Origin of the sequence: Limosilactobacillus balticus, from assembly GCF_014145615.1 — a bacterium.
In the GTDB taxonomy this organism is placed as follows: domain Bacteria; phylum Bacillota; class Bacilli; order Lactobacillales; family Lactobacillaceae; genus Limosilactobacillus; species Limosilactobacillus balticus.
Genome location: NZ_JACIVH010000074.1, coordinates 221818 through 237330, shown reverse-complemented (window position 1 = coordinate 237330; position 15513 = coordinate 221818). Strand labels below are relative to the sequence as shown.

General features: G+C 35.4%; 16 protein-coding genes and 1 pseudogene. 3 read left to right on the top strand and 14 right to left on the bottom strand.

The window, feature by feature from the left end:
• From H5S10_RS09315 to H5S10_RS09300, 4 genes are all read right to left on the bottom strand, one after another.
• Positions 1 to 884: KxYKxGKxW signal peptide domain-containing protein (locus tag H5S10_RS09315; RefSeq protein WP_182589370.1), on the bottom strand; the 884-nt coding region annotated here is incomplete at its 3' end.
• Positions 885 to 954: 70 nt separating this feature from the next.
• Entirely contained in the window at positions 955 to 2034 is a 1080-nt protein-coding gene (locus H5S10_RS09310; protein WP_182589369.1) for an acyltransferase family protein, read from the bottom strand.
• Entirely contained in the window at positions 2021 to 3079 is a 1059-nt protein-coding gene (locus H5S10_RS09305; protein WP_182589368.1) for a glycosyltransferase, read from the bottom strand. Before H5S10_RS09305 ends, H5S10_RS09310 begins: the two co-directional genes overlap by 14 nt.
• On the bottom strand, positions 3079 to 4509 hold the full coding sequence (locus H5S10_RS09300) for an oligosaccharide flippase family protein (RefSeq protein WP_182589367.1): 1431 nt from the start codon (positions 4507 to 4509) through the stop codon (positions 3079 to 3081). Before H5S10_RS09300 ends, H5S10_RS09305 begins: the two co-directional genes overlap by 1 nt.
• A gap of 217 nt (positions 4510 to 4726) precedes the next feature.
• Here H5S10_RS09300 and H5S10_RS09295 point away from each other — a divergent pair.
• Positions 4727 to 5946 (top strand): annotated as a pseudogene (locus tag H5S10_RS09295) (ISL3 family transposase).
• A gap of 106 nt (positions 5947 to 6052) precedes the next feature.
• Here the strand turns inward: H5S10_RS09295 and glf are convergent.
• From glf to recX, 9 genes are all read right to left on the bottom strand, one after another.
• Complete coding sequence (gene glf, locus H5S10_RS09290) at positions 6053 to 7171, bottom strand: UDP-galactopyranose mutase (protein ID WP_182589366.1); 1119 nt, start codon at positions 7169 to 7171, stop codon at positions 6053 to 6055.
• 60 nt (positions 7172 to 7231) lie between these two features.
• Positions 7232 to 8101 carry a beta-1,6-N-acetylglucosaminyltransferase gene (locus H5S10_RS09285; protein ID WP_182589365.1) on the bottom strand — a complete coding sequence of 290 codons (870 nt, stop codon included), beginning with the start codon at positions 8099 to 8101 and terminating at the stop codon, positions 7232 to 7234.
• Positions 8102 to 8116: 15 nt separating this feature from the next.
• Positions 8117 to 8926, bottom strand: a complete 810-nt coding sequence (locus H5S10_RS09280; protein WP_182589364.1) for a DUF4422 domain-containing protein — start codon at positions 8924 to 8926, stop codon at positions 8117 to 8119.
• 16 nt (positions 8927 to 8942) lie between these two features.
• Positions 8943 to 9563: a Wzz/FepE/Etk N-terminal domain-containing protein gene (locus H5S10_RS09275; protein ID WP_182589363.1), complete on the bottom strand. Its 621-nt coding sequence runs from the start codon at positions 9561 to 9563 to the stop codon at positions 8943 to 8945.
• On the bottom strand, positions 9539 to 10741 hold the full coding sequence (locus tag H5S10_RS09270) for a polymerase (protein WP_182589362.1): 1203 nt from the start codon (positions 10739 to 10741) through the stop codon (positions 9539 to 9541). The genes H5S10_RS09275 and H5S10_RS09270 overlap by 25 nt, the downstream gene beginning before the upstream one ends.
• Before the next feature lie 14 nt (positions 10742 to 10755).
• Positions 10756 to 11403, bottom strand: coding sequence for a sugar transferase (locus H5S10_RS09265; protein WP_182589361.1), 648 nt, complete (start codon positions 11401 to 11403; stop codon positions 10756 to 10758).
• Positions 11404 to 11414: 11 nt separating this feature from the next.
• Positions 11415 to 12344 carry a glycosyltransferase family 2 protein gene (locus H5S10_RS09260; protein ID WP_182589360.1) on the bottom strand — a complete coding sequence of 310 codons (930 nt, stop codon included), beginning with the start codon at positions 12342 to 12344 and terminating at the stop codon, positions 11415 to 11417.
• Between the two features lie 17 nt (positions 12345 to 12361).
• A complete protein-coding gene (locus tag H5S10_RS09255; protein WP_182589359.1) occupies positions 12362 to 13132 on the bottom strand; it encodes a DUF4422 domain-containing protein in 771 nt (256 codons plus the stop codon).
• Between the two features lie 74 nt (positions 13133 to 13206).
• Positions 13207 to 14001: a recombination regulator RecX gene (gene recX, locus H5S10_RS09250; protein ID WP_182589358.1), complete on the bottom strand. Its 795-nt coding sequence runs from the start codon at positions 13999 to 14001 to the stop codon at positions 13207 to 13209.
• Between the two features lie 101 nt (positions 14002 to 14102).
• Between recX and H5S10_RS09245 the strand changes: the two genes are divergently transcribed.
• Together H5S10_RS09245 and H5S10_RS09240 are read left to right on the top strand one after the other, a co-directional pair.
• On the top strand, positions 14103 to 14318 hold the full coding sequence (locus H5S10_RS09245) for a DUF1659 domain-containing protein (protein ID WP_003664412.1): 216 nt from the start codon (positions 14103 to 14105) through the stop codon (positions 14316 to 14318).
• Positions 14319 to 14339: 21 nt separating this feature from the next.
• Positions 14340 to 14567, top strand: a complete 228-nt coding sequence (locus tag H5S10_RS09240) for a DUF2922 domain-containing protein (protein ID WP_182589357.1) — start codon at positions 14340 to 14342, stop codon at positions 14565 to 14567.
• Between the two features lie 51 nt (positions 14568 to 14618).
• Here the strand turns inward: H5S10_RS09240 and H5S10_RS09235 are convergent, their stop codons facing one another.
• A complete protein-coding gene (locus H5S10_RS09235) occupies positions 14619 to 15509 on the bottom strand; it encodes a YihY/virulence factor BrkB family protein (RefSeq protein WP_019253033.1) in 891 nt (296 codons plus the stop codon).
• Positions 15510 to 15513 lie beyond the last annotated feature (4 nt).

Sequence of the window (15513 nt, the reverse complement as noted above, 5' to 3'; positions counted from 1 at the left end):
CCATCATTACCAAAGTAGTAGGTATGACCCCAGTTATTATAGAAACCGTTATCTAAACGAGAACCATCCTTTTGGAAGTAATAAGTATGGCCCCAATTGTTGTAGAAGCCATCATCTAGACGAACACCGCCTTGACCAAAGTAGTAGGTATGACCCCAGTTATTATAGAAACCGTTATCTAAACGAGAACCATCTTTTTGGAAGTAGTAGGTGTGACCCCAATTGTTATAGAAACCATCATCTAGGCGAGCTCCACCTTGACCAAAGTAATAGGTATGACCCCAGTTATTGTAAAATCCGTTGTCTAAGCGGGAACCATCCTTTTGGAAATAGTAAGTGTGGCCCCAATTATTATAGAAGCCATCATCCAACCGGGTACCATCTGCTTGGAAATAATAGGTATGGTTAGCTTGATTTAAAAAGTAGTTCTTTTGTAGCTGACCTTGGGTATTAAAATAATAATTCTTACCATTAATGGTTTGTTGACCAGTTACCTTTTGACCATCTTTATAGTAATAGCTACTCCCCTTATCTGTTTGCCAACCACTCTGTGAAGCAGCTGCTTGCGGAGCTACAGCAATCTTACTTGCAACTAGGGCTTGTTGATCAGTTTGAGCAATTGAATTAGCCTGATCATCTTGCTTAGCCGTTTCACTTGTACTTTGCGTTGCAGGTGTTACTTCCACAGCAACATCAGTCGTTTGATCCTGTGCCTTTGGTGAAGCTACTGTAACACTGGTGGTATTGACTGTACTATTAATAGTATCAGCACTTACCCCCTGTGAAACTGATAAAGCGCCAACTGCTATTGCCAATGTGGCAATTGCCATATAGCACCAATTCTTCCCCTTTTTATACATCTTATAATGTTTTACAATCCCCATGTTTTACCTCTCTCATTAAATTTATTTCGTTGTTTATAGTAACATATATATTCAAATCATAAAGGAATTTTCAAATTTTATTTTTTATAAAATTATATTTTCTATGCATATAAAAAGACCTTACTATTGGTATATATTTAACAATTAATGTCGCAATCGCAGCAAAAAGAATTCGATAGACAATTCCAGCCACAATAGCAAGAAAATAAGAATTACTTAATTGCAATACATGATTAAGAACACGCGGCCAAATTTGGATAAAATCAAGGTCAATTAAATGAAAGCAAAAAATACATAATGACTCTGCACCAAAAAAGCATAGAACTTTTTTTAAACTTTTTAACTTCCAAAAGTCATCTAAAAGCATCGATAACTTTATGACTAAATAGCTAGATGCACATCCCCCAACTATTGCTAAATACATATTAGGAAATTGTAAATTATCTAATCCAAATAAGCCAATTGTAGCAGTCATTAACCAGATCATAATAGCTACCAAAATTGCTATTTTACTCTTTGTCCTTAAAATGCTCTTCTTTTTTAACAGGTAGCCAGCAAAAAAGAAGATTTGCGAAAAGAATGCTGCATTAATGGACCATGGTAAATATATATATGTTTGTAAATAAGTTCCTAAAAAAGTAAAACAGCTAATAATTATTCCCTTCATCAACAAATCATTACTATTAAATTTTAAAGTCATAATAATATTAAAAAGCTGTGTACCAATAAAAAACGCTAACAAAAACCAGATTGCGCCAATTGGAATAATTGAGTAATTAATTAATGGCAGTTTTGCAGACGCGCCTATTCCGTAAAGAGCTGATACAGATAGTTGTTCATAAGTGTTAACTCTTGAAGGAGCAATGATTGGATTATTATGAAATTTATAAATAGTAAATAAAATAAAAGCTATAAGTACTGTACCAACATAAGGCATTATTAAATTAAAAAATGAATTTTTAAGAAACTTGCTTTTCTTCTTTTCTTTATATAAATAGCCACTCAGGACAAAAAATATTGGCATGTGAAATACATAAATTAAATTTGAAAAATAACTTGAAAAATAATTACCAAGTGAATGTCCAATAATAACAAAAAGAATTGCGATTCCTCTTGCTATATCAATCCACTCAATTCTATGATTTTTCATTAGAATACTCCCCTATAATACTATCCAATCGTAAATAATAATTATCTGAATTAAACTTCCTAATACTATCAGAAATAACATCCGTATTAAAATCAGTTTTACTTATTAAATTCATACATGACACAAGACTTTCTTGATTGCCACTATGATAAACTACTCCATTTAATCCTTGTCTCATAATGTCTTCATACCCACTAAAGTCAGCTACAAGACAGGGAATGCCTCGTGACATCGCTTCAATCATAACCATCGGTAGTCCCTCATATTTTGAGGTTAACACTAAAGCATTAGGATGAATTTGGTTCAAAATTATTTTCCAGGGGTCTTTAACCCACCCGTGGAAGGTACATAACTCTTCTATTCTCAATTTGCTTAGATATTCTTGAACCCCACCATTACTATCATCTGCTCCAAACAGATCAACATGAATTTTATTCGGGTAGTGCTTGATTCCATCAAATAGCTCTTGTAGGTTTTTTTGAGATTCAAGCATGATTTTGCCCACATATACTAGTTTAAGAGTAGATGACTTATCAGGAGTATTTAATATCCCGTTATATTTGTCGACCGGATTAAAAATTAAGCTTATTTTATCCTCTTTAATCCCTAAATCCATTAATTGATGCTTTATCGGTGTACTGATAGCCCAATGATTATCTGCTAATGTAATATTTTGTGGGTCAAACATATTTTGGTTTACTAAAGAATAATGTATCCATGATGTTATTTTATAATTCTTTTTAAATACTTTTCGAATTTTTGCAGCTAATTTTATTGTATTAGCACCTAATATAATAAAATGATCATTACTTTTAGCACTCATAAAGATGTTCACTAAATAAAATAATTTAACAAATTTACTTGTACTTCCTATTTTGTGAATTAATACCCCTTGCATATTCTCTAACCATAATCGATTCTCAGGAACCGTAGTTAAATACAATTCAACCTGATGCTTCTTAGCTAAATGATTTAGCGCTTTTACCAAAACTGTTTCAGTTCCACCATTACCAGAAGCCGGGGCACAAACAAATTTTAATTTCATTAAGAGTTCTCCTCTTTCTTTAATAATTCTTTCGCTTGACCAATAATTGGCGCTTTAGTGATAAAAAGACCAATGACATATATAGCAGCTCCTAATGTGACTTCTAATAATAAGTTTGTAATCTTCATACTAATAACACCATTAATTCGTGAAACAACTAAATACATAAAAATTCCACTTAATAGGTATCGCCAAATAGGTCCAAATAATTGGCGTCGCCGAATTGTCCCTTTTATGTAAAATAATTGAACTGCTGTTACTGCAAATTCAGAGATTACCGTGGCAATAGCTGCCCCATCAGCACCATATAGGGAAATCAAAAACAAATTAGCAACAACATTAACCACCGCACCAATTGTAACCGAAATTGTATACTCATGTTCACGATGAATCGGCATTAAATATTGAATACCCGTAACATTGCTCCACGCAATCATTAATATCGCCGGTGCTTCGTAAAAAATAACACTACCGGTCGGTCCATACTGACTTCCTAAAAACCAGGGGGCAAATTTGTTAGCAATTGCCATCAATCCAAACATCATTGGAATAGAAACAGCGGTCACAAAGTCAAATGATTTATATAGACTCTCACGGACACCCTTGATATCACCCGATGTAAACTTATTGGCAATATGAGGAAGCATTACTGTCCCAGTAGCTGTAACCACAGCTAATACTAACTTTACAAGTTTATCACCAAAATCAAATTGTGAAACAGCTGCTTGCGGAGCCATTCTTCCTAACATAATCCGATTAACTACTAAATATATTTGAGTTGTAATTGTCGGAACGAATAATAGTAACGTTGGATAAAAATGCCGAAAGGGACGCCATTTTTTAATGCTTACCCATTCAATACTATTCTTTAAATATGGCCATAATGTAGCACTACCAGCTAATTGAGCAAAGCCCAAAAGAAAAATATATTTACTAAGGTCATTTTCATTCCGAACAAGAACAAAAATTAGTAAAATTGAAATTATTTTGACAATGGTATTCCTAGTAACTGTCTTCTTAAAATCCTCCAACCCCATGAAGTACCATGAAATATCGATTCCATAAGCTACAATCCACAAAGCTTGGAGTAAAAAATAAACTTTAAAGGCACTACTAAATAGAAATACTGCCACTAAATAGACTACTAAAGCAACTGTACTAGTCATTATTTGTAGTGACACAATTTCAAAGAAGCTTTTTGATCGTTTATATTTATTTTCTCTTTGATAAGCTATTTCACGGTTTCCGTATAAGGTAATACCTAATTGACCAACTAAATAAAAAAAGGTTACCCAGCCATTCGTATAAGTATTGATTCCATTATTATGTGCGCCTAATACCCGTGATACATAGGGAGTGGTAATCACTGGTGCTAACATTAATAATATTTGGTACCCTGCATTATATAAATAGTTTTTAATGACCTTCATACAATAACCTCGTCTATCCTTTCAAACTAAAAACTAATTTTACCACTGTCTTGTTATAAACAAAAGATAACCTTAATCAATATTAAAAAAGACGGGTATACACTTTCTGGTATGGATGAAAATTCCATGCCAGATTTTTATACAAAAAAGAGGACATTTGCTGTCCCCTCATTATACAATCAATTCACCACAAAAATCATGAAAGAAGGTTAAACAAATGTCCCATAATGATTCTATCCTAAATATTCTTAGAATTAAAGATAAAAATATTAAAGTTATTTCTGTTGAAGAGGTCGAACACAACGATAATTCTGTTAACGAGTATATAACCCTAATAAAAGCTACGCTTTCTTATCCGATTAGTCGTTGTCGTAACTGTGGCTTTCCCACAGTTAATAAGGATGGCTTTCGCAAAACTCATGTACAACTTGCTAATTTAAACGGGAGAAGGTATGAACTAGAACTTCGTAAACAACGCTATAAATGGAAATCATGTCACACTACTTTTGGAGCTGTTACTAATTTAACCAAAGAAAATCAAATCATGCTTTTAGCTCGTAAAGGCCTTGCTGGTCAGCTAATTGCTGAAATGTGTCACTGCTCTCCTAGCAGTGTTCGTCGTACAATTTTAGAGCGCATGGAACCACACTACCGTGTGGCTAAGTTGCCTAAGCATCTATGTTTTGACGAATTTCGTTTAACTAAGTCTGTGATGTCCTTTATTTGTTGCGATGCTGAAACTCACCAAATTGTCACAAAGTTACAGGACCGTCTATCCCCCACCATTGTTGATTATTTTGAAAATCGTTATTCAAAGGCCGAACGCGAATGCGTTCAATCAGTTGTAATTGATTTAAATGCTCAATATCAAAGCTTTATCTATCACCCTTTCCCTAATGCCAACATTATTATTGATCGCTTTCACCTTGTGCAATTAGCGGGCCGAGCTTTAGATAATTATCGTGTTTTTATTCTTAAAAACCTCGATAAACATAGTCGAAAATATAAAATTATGAAATCACATTGGAAACTGTTTCATAAAAAGCTGAAGATCTTCATCCAGAAAAAGTAGTTTTTCTGCGCGGCGTTAAGCAATATATGACTCGCCAAAATGCTGTTGATCTCATTACTAGTAAATTTTCTAAGTTCGCTGAAGTATACCAAACTTACCAAGATATCACGAAAGCCCTAAACGAGCGCAATAGTGAATTACTAGCGTCCACCATTTTAGACTACCAAAAAACAAATACAGAAATGGATACAGCTATTCAAACCTTACGTCATAATATGAAATATGTCTTAAATAGCGCAAAGTTTGACTACTCTAACGGACCTTTAGAGGGCATCAATCGCAAAATCAAAACTCTAAAACGAACTTGTTATGGTTTTGCTAATCAAAAATTTTTCTTTTTAAGAATCGATTATATTTTTTTATAAAAAATACCCCCTACATTTTCGTAGAAAGTATTTTTAGTCAACCATACCAGTTGACAGATATCCAAAAAGACGAATTAAGTTTCCAACTCAACTCGCCATCAAAGCTTTATTTAAATTCTTCATTAACAGCTGTCAAAGCCGAATGTAATACTTGATCCATGTTGTAATAACGGTATTGTCCTAAGCGACCACCAAAAATAACATTATCAGCCTTTTCGTCAGCTAACTTGGTATATTGCTTGTAAAGATCGTTATTCCGTTGATTGTTAATCGGATAGTATGGTTCATCACCACGATGCCAATCAGCAGGGTATTCACGAGTGATGATCGTTTTATCCTTGTCACCCTTACCGAACTCAAAGTGTTTATGTTCAATAATCCGCGTGTATGGCGTTTCGGCATCAGTATAGTTAATTACCGCGTTACCTTGATAGTTACCGACATTCTTTTCTTCTGTTTCAAAGCGAAGGCTCCGATATTGAAGTTCACCTAATTGATAATCAAAGAACTGGTCAATCATCCCGGTAAATACTATTTTCGGATAATCTTCAAGGTACTTAGCCTTTTGATCAAAGAAGTCAACACAAGTCTCAACATCAATTAAGTCGCTATCAAGCATCTTTTCAACGATCTGGGTGTAACCGCCAATTGGAATCCCTTGGTAGGCGTCATTAAAGTAGTTGTTATCGTAAACTAACCGCACTGGCAGACGCCGAATGATAAAGGCAGGTAATTCAGTTGCCTTTTGGCCCCACTGCTTTTCAGTATAGCCCTTGATCAACTTTTCATAGATGTCGCGGCCAATAAGAGAAATAGCTTGTTCTTCAAGGTTCTTTGGTTCCTTACCAGCCATTTCTTGTCGTTGCTCATTAATCTTCGCCATTGCTTCTTCCGGCGTACGAACTCCCCACATCTGGCTAAAAGTATTCATATTAAATGGGAGGTTGTACATTTCGCCCTTGTAGTTAGCTACTGGACTATTTGTATATCGATTGAATTCTGCAAACTGGTTTACATAATCCCACACTTCCTTATTAGATGTATGGAAAATATGGGCACCATATTGGTGGACTTGAATTCCGTCTACTTCCTTTGTATAGATATTACCAGCGATGTGATCGCGCTTTTCAATTACCTTAACGTGCTTACCTCGTTTAGCAGCTTCATAGGCAAACGTAGCACCAAACAGGCCAGCACCTACTATTAAATAATCATAGTTACCCATTCTTTTTCCTCATTTCACTTTAAAATTAACAGCAATCTTAATCAAATAGCACAGTAATAATTATTTACTATGATCTAGTAGCATAATTAATTTATCAGATATCGGTCGTTCAAACTTTCTTCCCCACCAATAATAGCCCTTTTGTATTTTAGGATAATCCAACTCATCTAAAATTGCCGGGCGGCTACCATGCTTCTCTAGCATTTCAATATAACGATGGATATTTTTATCAATACGAGATCTAAATTTTGAATTACATAAAACAGTTTGTAACCACATTTCATCTGAACAAAAGCTTGTCGAAAAAATATGCTCTAATTCTTTATGCTTTTCATAATATTCAATAGCATATTCTAATGCATCACGTGGTACATCCACCCATTCCTGACCAGCATAAATGTAGTCATCAGTCAAATTATATTTTTTTAACTTATTAATCCTAAACAATGTTTGAATCAATAAAAGAAGACGATGATAAATTTTACCAAACATGGTTCTTCGATTAATCGTATCATAATTAAAATAATATTTAGTCCACCATATTTCTGGTTCACCGGTTTTCTTCATAGACGTAGCTAACCAATAATTCATAAAAATCTTATCCGTCTTTTCAAAGAAATTATAAATTTCTTCTGGAGATTTTATTGGCCAATCCTGACCTGATACTAGGTGAAAATATGTATTCTTCTTATCTTGTAAAGCAATCTTCATTAAATCAATTGTTGCTCTAACAATGCTATAACTGCCCCATTTAACATCGTATTTTGAGATAAAAGAAGCAGTTACTTCCTTTATTTTCTTTTCTTGGACATCAGTTATTGCTGCCTTTCTATCAAGATGAACATACACATTAAAACTAGTAGAAAGACTCTTAGATAATTCAATAACCTGGTCAATATTTTTATGAGCTAATATTAAAACAGCCTGCATTATTTCCGCTCCTACTTAATGATTTATTCCTTTAGTAATACCTAAACGATTAGTAATTCGTCTAATTACGGCTCGTCTACTCAAATCATCTGTTTTAAAAACAGTTAAATATTTGACTTTATAATCTTTATGTTTTTCAAGCCAAACATTCAGTAAACGCTCGCTTAAGAAGCCATATAGTCGCTTCTGATAATCAGTATAACCAGTCATGTCAGTCCGTTTTTCAACTTCAAATAAAATATCAAATAGCCATTGACAATATTCATCAGATTTTTGTTTAGCTGCATAAAACATATTATATGGTGACATCCAACTTGAACTATGCATTACCTTATCAAAAGCTTCTACATATTCAGGATATTTCTCAGCAATTACATCACGAGTATGTTGCATATCAATCTCATGATTGGCCTTTTTAAACTGTGTCCATAAATCTTTGCCCCCTTCGTCTTCAGGGTGAGCAACGATCCAATCATATTCATTTAACCATTCATCTAATTGGCTAATTAAAGCCGGCTTAACTTTATTTCCCATCAAAATAAGATAGGCATACATAGCAAATCGTCCACCAATACTTTTAGAATAAAAGAAACGCCGATAATGTGCTAATCCGATATTCTTAGCTTTAGAATTTTTCCACATCCAGTAAAGTCCAGTTAATTCACAATATTCAGGATTCTTATCAGAGATATTATCTTGAGTATTATCTGCTAAATAGTTAAGTGGATTGGAATTTTTATTAGCACCAACCATCATTGGAACATAACCACTTGGTAATTCTTTAGCATAGTCAAATGGCTTATGAGTAATTACGTATACGGTCATCTTTATCTCCTTGAAGTTAATTCATGTGCCTTAATGTAGTTATAGTAAATGAAACCAGCATCCCAGCAACTATTCCTAATGCAACTCCGACTAACGTGTACTTCTTAACTGATCCATGAGTTTGAGATGTAACGGCCTTGCGATTAGCCTTAGTATAAACATGAACCGTCCCTAATCCTTTTTGCATTTTGGGCAATTCTTTTTTAGCAACTTCCACTGTTGTATTCGCAATTGCTAATGATTGATTAGCATCTTTAGTCGTTGCTTTAACGGTAATCACAAGTGATTCTGGTCGATTATTAGTATCAATGTTATCACTAATCGATTTAGGTGATGTTTCTTTTCTTATACTCTTAGGCAAAGCTTTCCAAGTACTTTCAGTCACTTGACGACTTTTAATTAGATCCTCATAGGTTGGGATCATTGCAAGATCCGCACTAACTTGGGAGTGTGCTCTTTTGCTATCCAAGCTATGACTAATCATCATACTTCGCTCTGCCGTATATGTCGTAGATTGTTTACGCTTAGCTAAAATAAAAAATCCACTACCACCAATAACAGCAAAGACTATAATGACAATAATATTTTTCCAAATAATTTTTATCAAATCATTTAAACTATACTTTTTCGTTTCCAATTTATATTAACCTCCGAAATAATCCTTGGATTTGCTAAAAGCGCTAACAGGAATGGATTATAAGATAACTCAAGTAAATGTTGTTCAACAAAACAGCTGAGTGTAACAATCAGTAAAATTGCTGTAATTGCATAATTACGTCCCACTACACTCCTTACTGAAATAGTAATCATTAGCCCCAAAATAATTATAGTTACTAATAGGCCATATATCATAATTAGCCGTAAATAAGAGGAATCAATATAAAAGTAACCAACATTACCATGGTGAAATACTGATAAGCCTTTGCTTCCACCCAATCCATTTTCCTCTACTTTTTGTCCGAGCATTGTAAAATGATATCTGTACATCGACATAAGGCCATACGATAGCCGACCAGAAAGTAAATGGTCAATTTTATAATATATATGATTTGTATTATCAAAAAAATAAGTACCAGCAAAGCTGATAAAAGCTAATACTGGAATAAAGATCCAATAAAGTGAAGTTATGAAATGGGCTACTTTACTTTGAGGATTTTCTGCAAGTTTTGCAGTCCAAACAACTGGCAAAATTAATAAAATACAAATAATACTTAGTCGAGCGTCAGTTATAAACTTTAATAACAGTGCTATTAATACATAGCCTGTATAATATCGCCAATTTAGTTTATTGTAATATAGATAAACGTGCGCCAGTAAAAGGTATAACACGTGTGACGCTAAATCAGTTGGATATACAATGCCCAATGCATAGCGAGTCGCTCTCCCATGTACAACGAAAACCAAATCTTTTATAACGCCAAGAAGTGAAAATGTCACAACACTAACTAGTAAAATTAACGTTGTATAAAAATAGCATTGAATTATCCTGGTGAAAGAAACATCCTTAGCAGCCATAATAAAAGCAGCCATTACAATAATTAGATTTGAAGTCGATAATCGCCATGAGCAAACGGCAATTAGCAGGAAAAAAGTAATTAGTATTTTCCCCTTTAATTTATAATCATCTAAGAAATAGATTTTAAAAATAAGCAATGCTACACAAATATATGAAGCTAAGTTAAAAGGCCTACTCCCTAAATAAGGATCAAATGTCGTATTTCTAAGAAATGAGAAAAAAAGATAAAATACTAATACTCCTAAATACAATTGCTGACCATTAATTGGAGCTCTTAATATTTCTTTTATTTTCAGCAAAAAAATTCTCCTTCCTAATACGCGCCATCACGCTTAAAAATACTAATAATGTTCTTAAACATTATCTTTGTATCAAAAGCAAGTGAAGCCTTATCAACATACTCTAACTCGACATCACAGCGTTCTGGATATGGAATGTTGCTCCGACCACTCGATTGCCACAACCCCATTGCACCTGGTTTTACTGATAAAAACTTATCAACCCGATCACCATATTCTTCAAGCTCTTTTTTTACAATAGGGCGGGGGCCAATAATACTCATATCGCCACGCAAGATATTGATAAACTGTGGAATTTCATCAATTGACGTTTTTCGTAACCACCGACCTAAGCGAGTAATCCGTGGATCTTCCTCTGGCTCCAGTTTATAGTTATTAGCAACATACTTAGCATACATTTCTGGATCGTTTTCCAAAATTTTATCCGCATTCACAATCATTGAACGAAATTTATAAATCTTGAATGGCTTGCCATGCCAACCAATTCGTTCCTGCTTATAAAATAATGGCCCTTTGTTATCACCAAAACGATTCATTATATAAATAATCAAAAAAACTGGACTAAACCCGATCATCGCTAATGACGATAACGTAATATCAAATAACCTCTTCCAGAAAAGGTAGCTCTTAGATTGTTGTTTAATTTTTACCTTCTCACTCATGATTCTCAACCCTACTTTTTCTCTTTAATAATATATATCGGCCGTTTCTTGGTCTGCATATAAATCCGACCAATATAACGACCTACTATTCCGAGGCAAAGTAACTGGATACCGCCGAGGAATAAAATGATGCAAACCATCGACGCCCAACCAAAGGCACTGCTAGATGGTTCAAGAAGCTTTCGGATAACAACAATAATCATTCCAATAATGGAGATGAATGCTGTCAATCCACCAGCCCAGGTCGCAATTGCCAAGGGAGCTTCAGAAAAATCGGTAATGCCATCAATCGCATACTTAAATAACTTCCAGGTCGACCAATCCGTTGTCCCAGCTATCCGTTCGACATTTTTATAGGGAAGATACTTGGTTTTGAATCCAACCCAGTTAAAGATTCCCTTTGAAAAACGATTATACTCGGTTAATGATAACACTGCATCAACCATCTGGCGGGTCATCATCCGATAATCACGGGCCCCAGAGACAATTTTAGTATCAGAAATTTTATTGATAACATTATAAAACTGGTTAGAAAGGAAGGACTTAAACTTTGCCTCACCTTTTCGATCTGTCCGCCGCATCCCCACACAATCATATTCACCCTTAGAAATATCCTGATACATCTCTGGTAAATACTCTGGCGGGTCTTGTAAATCAGCATCCATCACAACAATATAATCACCTGTTACTGCCTGTAATCCGGCATAAAGGCCCGCTTCTTTACCAAAATTCCGTGAAAAGGAAACATAGTGAACACGTTCTGGATCTTGCGCGTGCAGCTTGCGTAGTTCTGCTAAAGTCCCATCGCTCGATCCATCATTGACAAACCAATATTCAGTATCTACTGGCATCTGTTTAACTACTTTTTCAACCGCTGGGTAAAAAAGTGGAATAGTTTCTTCCTCATTATAACAAGGAACAACTATTGACAATTTTGGCATTCTTGTCTCTCCAATCGTTAATGCTCACCATGGCCGGTGACTTTACGTTTTAAGAACTTTGCAATCTTTAATGGCCAGTTTTGTTTTTCAAGAAATACCCGATTAACCTCCGCTGTCTTGTACTGCGGATTAGTCAACAACCAAGTATCGAGTAAAAGCTCACTCAAAAAACCAAAGACCCGTTGCTCATATGGTGTATAGTCAGAATAATCAACTTTTTTCTCCACTTCACCAAGAACATCAAACAACCATGTACAGTACTCGTCTAACGGCTGCTTTTTCATGATCATCATATTGAAGTAATGGGCAGAAGTTTGCTTCATCACTTTTTCAAAGGCTGGTAAATATTGCGGATACTTATTTTTTAGGATTTGACGAGTAATTTCAAGCGGCTCGTGCTCATGAACATGGAGGTAATGTGATTCATTTGTTTCAATGTAGTAGTGCCGTTTTTTTGGCAAGATTACATCGGCATCTTTTAATAACTCTTCAACTTGTTCATGGTTGAGGATAGTCGAAAGATCCTTTGAGTGCTCCAGCGTCAAGTAACGACGGTAGTGGACTAATCCTAATGCATCCACATCATCAAGATTTTTCCATCCCCAGTACAAAGCTGTTAGCTCATTGTAATGCGGATTCTTTTTTGAAATATTATCTCCGGTATTATCACCCTGAAATGTATGATTAACAGTCGGATGAATCTCTTTACCAACAAAAACTGGTAAATACATTGGATCATCTGGCATCCGATAATTTTTATGGACCGCCACTAAGATTTTAATATTCACTATTGTACTCCTAATTATTGTTTTTAAACATAATCATTAAAATAATACCAGTAATTCCTAATCTTGGAAAGTAATTATTGTAAATCTTGCGCAGCTAACCAGCTTTGAACGTCATCAAGGTCAAAACCCTTACGATACATTGCCTGCTTAAAATGCTGCTCACGCTCGTAGCCTTGGTAACGGCAAGTCCGACGCCATTGCTTCTCTGCTTCTTTCACTAAAAGGTCGTTCTCCTGTTCCTGATCAGGCCGCGGAACAACTTCATCCTTAATCATCTCATACACACTACTAGCGAATCCCTTTGTCATGAGTCCCTGCTGTACTTTTTGCGCTCGTCGCCGCTCTGGCTGGTTCCGATAACGGCGAAATAGTTTTACAGCTAACTTCTTTGCTAATTCTGCTTGAACTTCGGGAGTAAATTGCGTTAAAGCATCGTCAATATCGTTTTCGCCAATTCCTTTTTGTCGTAAGTGTTGACGAACCATCCCAGGTCCCTTCAAGTCCGTATTAATCACTGTGCGGACATAAGAAGCCGCATAGGCATGATCATCGATTAACTGTTGACCGCGTAGCTTTTTTAAGATTGGCTCAATAAACTCTTCCGGTGTATCAATTTCTTTTAGCTTCTTAATAATATCGCTTTCTGTCCGCATCTGGTAAGAAAGGTAGTCAAGCATTCGCGAATAAGCCTTTGCTTGCTGGTCAGCAGTCGCAATGGCCGCAATTTGCTTTTCATCTAGCTCAGTTCCCTTCATCAAACGGAACTGAATCAAAACACTTTCTGCAACCGGAAAAGCATACTTACTATCAAGATATATGTTATATCGACCCTTCCGTTTTTGCGCCTCAATTTTCGAAATTTTTGCCATTTTTAAATTTCTCCTTAACATTCTCAATTTTTAATCGTTTATAAAGGTGTAAGCAGTGGCCACTACTTAATAAATCAAATTAAACAAAGGAAGTTTTTATCATGCAAATGGTTCGCAATTTCAAGTCCGCTAAAATTCAACTCACCCTCACTAACAGTGAACATCCCAAGGGCGTTAAACATCCCTTTAACAACATTATTGAGGAAGTCACTAATGAGCAGGTAGCACAATTTAGTGCAGCAATTGAAATGCTTACTGCTGAAAAATGCCTTGATACAGACATTATCGTTACTAGTCAAGTCGCATTGAATAACTAATTTCAAGGAGGAAACTAACTTATGCGTACATTAAACTTAACTTTCAAGGGCAGTTTTGGTAAAAAACATTCATTAAAGTTAAACTATGCCAGTGGTGATCTAGATGCCGAAACCGTTCGGAAGGCAATGCAAGAAATCGCACAAACTCACCTCTTTACTAAGGAAGGCGAAGATATTTATCAACAACCTCTTTCCGCGAAATACGTTGATACTGTTTCTACCATTATCTTTAATGACGAACAAAAGTAATTAAACATCGAGTTCTAAAGATCTTCAACATTTGGAGGCTAGGGAAATTTCCTAGCCTCCATTTTTAGTCTTTCTTTCTACCAGTTGCCAAAAGTGTTTTTTGGCATGCAATTCACCTTCATGACATTCTTGTAGAGCAGCATTTAGCGCCGCCCCAAGCATGATGATATAGCCAGAAAAGTCAAGCCATACCATCATGGCAATAAAAGCTCCAATTGTCTTGTAGGAAATTACCCCGTGACTAAATAATAAGGTATAGAACGAGAATAAACGTGATAATCCCATCCATAACAAAGACGCCAAGAATGAACCAGCGAGTGCATAGCGCAACCGAACTTTCGCATTAGGAACAAAGTAATACAAAAGCGTGAGAGCGATAAACAAGACGCCAAACGTTACTGGCCATCTTAATGAGCTAAAGATAGCAATGTAATCGCGTCGGAAATTAAAAATTGGCTGGATACTCTTAAGAACCTGTTCCCCAAAACCGTATAAAATAATGATGATAAAGATAATTACTAAGAGGACAATCATCCAAACAAATGAGACGATTCGGTTCATCACTGGATTCTGATTTTCCGCAATCCCATAGGCATGGTTAACACTCCGCTGAAAAGCAGCAATTCCTTGACTAGTCGACCAAAGCGCAATCAAAGCCCCTGTCGTTAGGACACCACCGCTTCCCCGCTGTAAGAAATCATAAATTAACGGCTGGATAAAGTCATAAACAGATTCAGGAATTGCCGTGGAAAGGTAGGCTAAAATAGTCTTGGCATCAATTCCAATCATTGGTAATAAATTTCCTACTACCATCACGGCCGGAAAAATAGATAGCAAAGTATAGTAAGCTAAGACAGCAGCAGAACTTGAAATCTGGGCCATTGTAATATGTTGGATTAATAACGCAATAAAAGTCTTCCCTTTGCCCGGTTCCTTGTCCATAATA